We start from the raw sequence: 4,934 nt of genomic DNA on the forward strand, positions 1-4,934 counted from the left end.
GTGCGGTGGCCCGATATCGGGCCACCGCACCACCGGTTCCATAATGGTCAATCGATCGATTGATTGATACTCTTCCTCCAGGCCGCCCCGGCCACGAAATCAAGGCATGAAAGCAGAGTTCATAAAGGTGTGGCGGCGAGGGATCACCCTCATCGCCAACCAATCGATTGGGCTCCTCGTCATGCTGATCCGCAAAGGCCTCCGTATGAGAATCATCGACGCGCGGGTCCGGCTCCCCCAGCACCTGCGTGAGACCGCGACCTACAACGCCCCCTTTCGGCAGACCGAGCAGTACGACCGCGTGCTGGGACTGACCGGCAAGATGAACGAAGGCACGCTGCCCGACCTGCTGGCCGCCATGGACGCGGAAGGCATCGACCGGGCGGTCATGCACGCCGAGTCCGAGGGCGGCGAGTCCGCGGAGGCGCTGAACGAGGCGCTGGTCAAGGTGGTCGCCGAGCATCCCGGCCGCTTCTCGGGCATCGGCACCGTGGACCTGTACCCGCCCCGGCCGACACGGGCGGCCAGGCAGGTCGCCGCCGCGGCCGCCCAGGGGCTGCTCGGCGTGGCCGTGCAGCCCGCCTTCTTCGGCCTGGACATCGACGACCGCGCCCTCTACCCGATGTACTCGCGCGCCGAGGAACTCGGCCTGGTCGTCGCGGTGCACACCGGCATCACCTACTCGCGGATGCATCCCATCAGGCACGAGCGTCCCGAGTTGCTGGACCAGGTGGCCTGTGACTTCCCCGATCTGCGGCTCATCGCCTGCCACGCGGGATGGCCGTGGGCCACCGAGTTCTGCGCCGTGGCGCGCCGGCACCCCACGGTCTACCTGGAGTTCGGTGGGCTGGCCCCGAAGTACGTGTCCCGTCCGGGCACCGGCTGGGACACCATGTTCGGCATGATGTCCACGGTGCTGCGCGATCAGGTTCTCTATGGCAGCGACTGGCCGGTGATGGAGCCCTCCCGCGCGCTCGCCGAATGGCGTGAGTCCGGCCTGCCCGAGCCCGCGCTGGAGGCGCTGTTCGCGGGCAACGCGGCCCGGCTGTTCGGTCTGGAACGGTCGCTCTGCGAGCGGTCATGACCCTCACCCTGCTGCTTGACGAGCGGGCCCGGCGGCACCCGGCCAAGGTGTTCCTGCGCACCCGTGAGGGCGACCTCAGCTACGCCGAGTTCCACGAGCGGTCCCGCGCGCTCTCCGCGGGCCTCGCGGCGCTCGGGGTGCGGCCGGGCGAGCCGGTCGCCGTACTGATGCGCAACAGTGCCGACGCGGTGCTGACCTGGTTCGCGGTCGCCCGCCTGGGTGCGGTGCACGTGCCGGTCAACACCTCGCTGATCGGTTCCGGCCTGGCCCATGCCTTCCAGGTGACCCGGGCGCGCGTCGCGGTGGTCGACGCGGAACTGCTGCCCGCCCTGGCCGCGCTGCCGCACGAGCCGTCCGGTCTGGAGGCGATCCTGGTGCGCGGCGCCGGAGACGCCCTTCCCGCCTGGCACGGCACGGCGCGCGTCGCCCGCTTCGAGCGGGCGGCACTACCCGGCGTGGCCGTGGCGCCGGCGGAGACCGGCGTGCTCGCACCGGCGATGATGCTGTTCACCTCGGGGACCACCGGCCCTTCCAAGGCGTGCGTGCTCTCCAACCGCTACCTCGTGCGGCAGGGCGAGCTGCACGCGGAGAACCTCCGACTGACCGCCGAGGACGTCCTGTACTGCCCGTTCCCGCTGTTCCACATCGACGCCGCCACACTGACCGTCGTGGCGGCCCTGTCGGTCGGGGCCGTCGCGGCGATCGGCGCCGGGTTCAGCGCGTCGGGGTTCTGGGACGAGGTCCGCCGCTTCGACGCCACGGTCTTCAACTTCATGGGCGCGACCCTGACCATCCTGTGGAAGCGCCCACCTCGGCCGGACGACCGGGCGCACCGGGTCCGCCTGGCGTGGGGCGTGCCGATGCCCGCCTGGCGGGACGGGTGGGAGCAGCGGTTCGGATTCCCGCTGTTGGAGGTGTACGGGCTCACCGACGGCGGCGTGCCCGTCTACGAGCCGCTCGACGCCCCCCGGCGCCCCGGGTCGTGCGGTCGCGTCATCTCGCAGTACGAACTCGCCATCGGCGGGGAAGACGGCTCGCCACTGCCGCCGGGTGAGATCGGGGAGATCCTGATCCGCCCCCGCGAGCCCGGCCTCGTCATGAACTCCTACCACGGGATGCCCGAGGCCACCGCCGCCGCCTTCCACGGCGAGTGGCTGCGCACCGGCGACCTCGGCCGCCTCGACGAGGACGGCCACCTTTACTTCTGCGGCCGTGCCAAGGACGGGATCCGCCGCCGGGGCGAGAACATCTCCGCCTACGAGGTCGAGCAGGTCGTGGAGGGACATCCGAGTGTGCTGGAGGCCGCGGCCGTCGGCGTGCCCAGCGAGCTGACCGAGGAGGATCTGAAGGTCTGCGTCGTGCTGCGCCCCGGCGCGAGCCTCACCGCCGAGGAACTCACCGAGCACTGCGCCCGCCACGCCGCGCCGCACATGGTCCCCCGGTACGTCGAGTTCCTCGACCTGCTGCCGAAGACGCCGACCCAGAAGGTGGAGAAGTTCCAGCTCAGGCAGGCCGGGATAACCCCGGCCACCTGGGACCGGGAGGCCGCGCGTGCGGAGTCGTCCACGCACCGGTAACCGGCCGGCCCCCGCGCGCCCGACGAAGGACGCGCGGGGAGGCCGTGACAGCGGGTACGTAGTCTTCGGCCGCCCCTGAACCTCCGGCGCGAGGTCCGTGCATCTGATGGTGGAACGGCACGAATGATCCCTTCCACCCGTGGGAAAGGGGCGGTGATCTCGATGAACGGACGACGGCCCCTGACCGCCACCTTGCCGGTCTCCGCCACACCGATCGCCGGGGACGCGCGGTGCGATGAGCCGCCGTCGTAACAGCGGAGACAGTGACGGACCGCCGCACCCGGCCGGCTTACGTTTTCCGGCGATTCGCCGACCGCCGACTCATGCGCGCGGTTTCCCCGTTTCGGTGGACGGACCCGGCACGAACTCGCATCCCGGCATGGCCGACACCGGGTGGACGGGGGCATCAACGTGCTCGGCTCCGACGAACCCCCACCCCGACCAGCTTTCCTTTCCCGGCTCCGAGCGGTCCCCTCGGGTGTAGTACCAGATGTTCCCGCCGTCGCTCTGGACCCGTCCGAAGGCCCAGCAGACGAACCAGCTCTTCGGGGTGTCCAGGATCGCTATCTTCTCGGTCGTATCCACGGTGAGGTACAGCGGGGCCTCGGGCCGGTTGGCGCACACGAAATCCGTGCTCCATACGTGGCCGCCCTGCCTGGCGTCGACGTGCCTGACACCCCGGCGGATGGTGCAGGAGTGCGCGCCGACGGTCATCGAGGCGACCGACGCCTGCTCCGCGGTCTTCGCGCCCTCCTCCAGGTCGCTCTCGGAGGGCCACACCAGGAGCATGGTCAGGGACAGGACGGCGAGGACGGTCAGGACGACCTGTACGGGCCGCGTGCGACTTCCGCCTCCACGGAGGATCGTCGGGCGCCCACGCGCGCCGATCACCGGTGGCGGGTCCTCCGGCTCCGCGGGGGCCAGCCGGCTCCGCACCGCGTCGCGCTCCTCCCGCTCCGGCTCTCCCCGCTCCTGGCCCTGCCTGGCCACTCTGGACTCCGCCTCGGTCGTCTGGGCGCGTACCCATCGCCGATGCAGCTCGATGAGCTCCTGCCGGTTCGCCCGGCACTCCTTGGCGAACTGTTCCAGAACGGTGAAGCGCGGCGGTACACCGTCTCCCGAGCAGTAGCGGTGGAGCGCGGACTTGCTGATACCGAGCCGCTTGGCGAGCGCATCGTAGCTCCGGCCGGTCTTGGTCTTCAACTCGCGTAGATATGAGGCTAGATCCTCAACAGCGGACGGTTCCGACATCTTCGCTCCCCAAGCCCGGATCCCCCGAGTTTGACGCCCGCAGGCTAACAGGAACGACCACTCGTTGTCCCGTACGTCACCTCCATCCCATCCCTATCCCACGGCGCCCGGGATTCCGCTGGTCAGCATGCCCCCATGTCCCATTCTCCCGTCCTGTCCCATATTCGTTGTCGCCAGGCGGCGGGCCGGTCACGGTGATGACCAGCAACCACGCCGAGATCACCACCTCGGCTCGACCGGCTCCGGCCCCACGGGCCGGAGCCTGACTCGTCAGGGGGACACATAACTATGAATCCACTCGTTTCCATCGATCCGCAACGGCCCAGAACATCCCGTCCGGCCCGGCTGAGGGTGGCGATGGCGGCCGCGCTGATCGTGCTCGCCGGCGGCACGGCGAACCCGCCGGCACACGCCGCCGCGGCCCCGGCCTTCCAGACCCCCTTCCCCTGCGGAATGGCGGTCGACCTGACCACCGGCCCCACTCACGACCGCGCGCGAGGCAAACTCCTCGACATGTACCGCGCTCCCTGGAACAACAGCCAGATCCAGTCGGGCACGCCGATCATGGCCGCGGCCGGGGGGGTGGTCACCGCGTCGCGTTTCGAGTCGGGCGCAGGTCACCTGGTCAAGATCAACCATGGTGACAACTACTACACCTTCTATATGCATCTGAAGACCAGGAACGTCACGGTAGGCCAGCAGGTGGCCGCCGGACAGCAGATCGGCGAACTGGGCAACAGCGGGGAGAACTCCGGCGGCGCGTTCCACCTGCACTACGAGGTGTTCCGCGACACCAACGGCGACGGCAGCGGCGCGGTCTCCGAGCTGATCTATCCGACTTTCAACGGGGTCGAGTATCACCTCAGCGAGGGCGGGAACCCCTACAGGACCACGGTCACGAGCCGCAACTGCGGCGCCGCCCCCAATCTCGGGGTTCTGGACTTCTATCTGTCAGACAGCCTGGCCTCCGGCGCCCACACCCGGCCCGTCATCTCCTACGGCGACAGCCCGATGATCCCGAT

The 4,934-nt window shown here is 69.7% G+C and carries 4 protein-coding genes; 3 read left to right on the top strand and 1 reads right to left on the bottom strand.

What is annotated here, in order from left to right; translation table 11 throughout:
- Window positions 1-205 precede the first annotated feature (205 nt).
- A complete protein-coding gene (locus ABT130_RS46925; protein WP_350966403.1) occupies window positions 206-1,084 on the top strand; it encodes an amidohydrolase family protein in 879 nt (292 codons plus the stop codon).
- Window positions 1,081-2,661, top strand: coding sequence for an AMP-binding protein (locus ABT130_RS46930; protein WP_350966404.1), 1,581 nt, complete (start codon window positions 1,081-1,083; stop codon window positions 2,659-2,661). The genes ABT130_RS46925 and ABT130_RS46930 overlap by 4 nt, the downstream gene beginning before the upstream one ends.
- A gap of 321 nt (window positions 2,662-2,982) precedes the next feature.
- On the opposite strand, the gene ABT130_RS46935 is transcribed toward ABT130_RS46930, so the two are convergent.
- Window positions 2,983-3,912 (bottom strand): helix-turn-helix domain-containing protein, encoded by a 930-nt coding sequence (locus ABT130_RS46935; protein ID WP_350966405.1) that lies wholly within the window; start codon window positions 3,910-3,912, stop codon window positions 2,983-2,985.
- Between the two features lie 288 nt (window positions 3,913-4,200).
- On the opposite strand from ABT130_RS46935, the gene ABT130_RS46940 reads away from it, so the two are divergent.
- A partial coding sequence (locus ABT130_RS46940) for a M23 family metallopeptidase (RefSeq protein WP_350966406.1) occupies window positions 4,201-4,934 on the top strand: 734 nt, incomplete at its 3' end.

This window comes from Streptosporangium sp. NPDC001681 (genome assembly GCF_040298085.1).
Classification (GTDB): domain Bacteria; phylum Actinomycetota; class Actinomycetes; order Streptosporangiales; family Streptosporangiaceae; genus Streptosporangium.

Coding starts and splice junctions, on each gene's coding strand:
- ABT130_RS46935 (WP_350966405.1), bottom strand. CDS start 3,912: ATGTCGGAACCGTCCGCTGTTGAGGATCTAGCCTCATATCTACGCGAG.
- ABT130_RS46930 (WP_350966404.1), top strand. CDS start 1,081: ATGACCCTCACCCTGCTGCTTGACGAGCGGGCCCGGCGGCACCCGGCC.
- ABT130_RS46925 (WP_350966403.1), top strand. CDS start 206: ATGAGAATCATCGACGCGCGGGTCCGGCTCCCCCAGCACCTGCGTGAG.